The organism is Actinoplanes sp. NPDC048791 (assembly GCF_040650095.1).
Classification (GTDB): Bacteria; Actinomycetota; Actinomycetes; order Mycobacteriales; family Micromonosporaceae; genus Actinoplanes.
In genome coordinates, this window is the sequence record NZ_JBEZGQ010001070.1 from 1 (window position 1) to 2732 (window position 2732).

Annotated in this window: 4 protein-coding genes; 1 reads left to right on the forward strand and 3 read right to left on the reverse strand. The window is 72.9% G+C overall.

Going from position 1 to position 2732, the window contains the following annotated elements:
* Nucleotides 1-24: 24 nt before the first annotated feature.
* Together AB0C29_RS42265 and AB0C29_RS42270 are read right to left on the reverse strand one after the other, a co-directional pair.
* Nucleotides 25-801: an SDR family oxidoreductase gene (locus AB0C29_RS42265; RefSeq protein WP_360833121.1), complete on the reverse strand. Its 777-nt coding sequence runs from the start codon at nt 799-801 to the stop codon at nt 25-27.
* Between the two features lie 45 nt (nt 802-846).
* Nucleotides 847-1935 (reverse strand): epoxide hydrolase family protein, encoded by a 1089-nt coding sequence (locus AB0C29_RS42270; protein WP_360833123.1) that lies wholly within the window; start codon nt 1933-1935, stop codon nt 847-849.
* Nucleotides 1936-1988: 53 nt separating this feature from the next.
* Between AB0C29_RS42270 and AB0C29_RS42275 the strand changes: the two genes are divergently transcribed.
* Complete coding sequence (locus AB0C29_RS42275; RefSeq protein WP_360833125.1) at nt 1989-2405, forward strand: MarR family transcriptional regulator; 417 nt, start codon at nt 1989-1991, stop codon at nt 2403-2405.
* Here AB0C29_RS42275 and AB0C29_RS42280 read toward each other — a convergent pair.
* The coding region (locus tag AB0C29_RS42280) for an aminoglycoside phosphotransferase family protein (RefSeq protein ID WP_360833127.1) at nt 2380-2732 on the reverse strand (353 nt) is incomplete at its 5' end. The genes AB0C29_RS42275 and AB0C29_RS42280 overlap by 26 nt on opposite strands.

Here is a 2732-nt window from a genome sequence, read left to right on the forward strand (position 1 = left end):
CCGCGGTCCGGCCGGGCGTATCCGTCAGGGCAGGATCGCGTCGACATAACCGCCGTCGACGCGCAGCGCGCCACCGGTGGTGGCCGACGCCTGCGGGGAGCTGAGGTAGACCACCATGTTGGCGATCTCCTCGGGCTCGATCAGGCGCTGCAACAGTGACTGCGGCCGGTGCAGCCGCATGAACTCGCGCTGCGCCTCGTCCCACGGCAGGTCGCGGTCCACGAGCTCATAGACGAACTCCTCGACGCCGGCGGTGTGGGTCGGTCCGGCGATGACGCTGTTCACCGTCACGCCGCTGCCGGCCGCCTCCTTGGCGAAGCCGCGGGAGACCGCCAGCAGCGCGGTCTTGGTCATGCCGTAGTGGATCATCTCAGCCGGCGTCACCACCGCGGAGTCGCTCGCGATGTACTGGATCCGGCCCCAGCCCCGCTCGCGCATACCCGGCAGGTACGCCCGGGTCAGCCGGACCGCGGTCAGCACGTTGACCTCGAAGTAGCGCCGCCACTCGGCGTCGGTGATCTCCAGCGCCGGCCGGGCGCCGAAGATGCCGAGGTTGTTGATGAGGATGTCGACCTCCGGCAACGCCTCCAGCAGCGCGGCGACGCCGTCGTCGGTGGTCAGATCGGCCGGGGCGGCGACGTAGTCACCGTCGCTCGGGAGCACGGCGAGCACCTTGTCGCGGTCCCGGCCGTTGATCGCCACCCGGGCGCCGGCGGCGGCCAGGCCGGTGGCGATCGCGAGGCCGATGCCCTGGGTCGAGCCGGTGACGAGAGCAGTCCTGCCGCTGAGATCGAGTCGCATGCCTCCACTCTTCCCCGTGCCGGGCGCCGCGACGCGGGACCCGCACTACGGTGAGGGCGAGATCACCGGGCTGCGGAAGAAGGCGCGGATGTCGGCGGCCAGCTCGACCGGCACCTCCAGCGCCGCGAAGTGCCCGCCGCGCGGCAGCTCCGTCCAGTGCCGGATGTCGAAGAGGCGCTCGGCCAGCGGGCGCACGCTCAGCACGATGTCGTGCGGCAGGACGGCCACCCCCATCGGCACCGGGCAGGGCGTGCCGTAGCCGCTCTCCTTGGCCAGCCGGGCCGACGAACCCGCCGTCCGGGTGAACCAGTAGATCGACACGTCGGTGAGCAGGACGTCGTCGCTGATGGTGGAGGCCGGGTCGACCCATTCGGTGAACTTCTCGGCGATCCAGGCGAGCTGGCCGACGGGCGAGTCGGTCAGCGCGTACGAGATGGTCTGCGGCCGGGTCGCCTGCAGCACCTGGTAGCCGGGCCGGTTCGCGGCGAACGCCGCGGTCCGCTCGGCCCGGTCGCGGTCCGCGCCGGTCAGGCCGGTCGCCGGGCCGGGCGTGGGCAGATAGTTGACGTGTACGCCGACGACCCGTTCGGGGACGGCGGCGCCGAGCGCGCGGGCGACGCCCGAGCCCCAGTCGCCGCCGTGCGCGCCGAAACGCGGGTAGCCGAGCCGGGTCATCAGCTCGGCCACGGCCCGGGCGATGCGGTGCAGGTCCCAGCCGCGCTCCCCGGTCGGCCCGGAGAAGCCGAAGCCGGGCAGTGACGGCACGACGAGGTGGAAGTCGTCGGACAGCAGGCCGGTCAGGGCCTGGAACTCCAGCACCGAGCCCGGCCAGCCGTCCAGGAGCAGCAGCGGCAGCGCGTACGGGTTGGCCGAGCGGACGTGCAGGAAGTGGACGCGCTGGCCGTCGATCTCGGTGCGGAACTGCGGGGACTCGTTCAGCTCGGCCTCGTGCCGCCGCCAGTCGTAACCGTGGCGCCAGTGCTCGGCGAGTTCGCGTACGCGGGCCAGCGGGATGCCGTAGTCCCAGCCCGCGCCGGGCAGCTCGTCGGGCCAGCGGGTGCGGTCGAGGCGGTCGGCCAGGTCGTCGAGGTCGGCCTGCGGGACGTCGATCCGGTACGGCGCGATATCGTTCATGCGACTAACGTTAGTGCCACTAACGTTAGTCGGGCAAATGTTAGAGTCGACACATGGAGCACCTCCCCAGCTGGCTGCTGACCCAGACCGCCGCCCACGCCGGCCGCCTGGTCACCGAACGTTTCGCCGAGGTCGGCGCGCGCGGCTACCACTACCGGCTGCTGGAGACCCTGCTCGACGGGCCGGCCAGCCAGGCTGAGCTGGGCCGGCGCACCGGCATCCACCTCAGCGACATGGTCGCGGTGCTCAACGAGCTGACCGCGGACGGCTACGTCGAGCGCAGCCCGGACCCGGCCGACAAGCGCCGCAACGTCGTGACGATCACCGGCCGCGGCCGCGAACGCGCCCGGGAGCTGGCCGACCGGGCCGAGGCCATCCAGGACGAGCTGCTGGCGCCCCTGACCACCGCCGAGCGGGCCGAGCTGGTGCGGCTGCTGAGCCTGCTCAGGAGGGGCGCGGCGCCAGCTTGAGCGCCACCCGCAGCGCCTGGCCGGGCCCGCTCGCGCCACCCTCGGCATCCCACACCTCGGAGAGCACCGCCTGCACAAAGCCCCAGGCGACCACCCGGTCGACGGGCAGGCCGAGGCCGTCGGCGAACTGCTCCACCCGGGCCGGCAGCAGCTCCAGCACCGGCTCGTCGCCGTCGAACGGGTTGTAGAGCACCGCCCCGACCTCGTAGCCGGGATCGCCGAGCACGCCGTGCGGGTCGATCGCCAGCCACGGCTCCCGGACCGCGGCCAGCACGTTCTCGTGGTGCAGGTCCCCGTGCAGGACCACCCGCTGCGAGGCCGAGGCGC

Bases quoted from the DNA above. Each gene is read 5' to 3' on its own strand.
- AB0C29_RS42265 (WP_360833121.1), bottom strand. From the start codon at position 801: ATGCGACTCGATCTCAGCGGCAGGACTGCTCTCGTCACCGGCTCGACC.
- AB0C29_RS42270 (WP_360833123.1), bottom strand. From the start codon at position 1,935: ATGAACGATATCGCGCCGTACCGGATCGACGTCCCGCAGGCCGACCTC.
- AB0C29_RS42275 (WP_360833125.1), top strand. From the start codon at position 1,989: ATGGAGCACCTCCCCAGCTGGCTGCTGACCCAGACCGCCGCCCACGCC.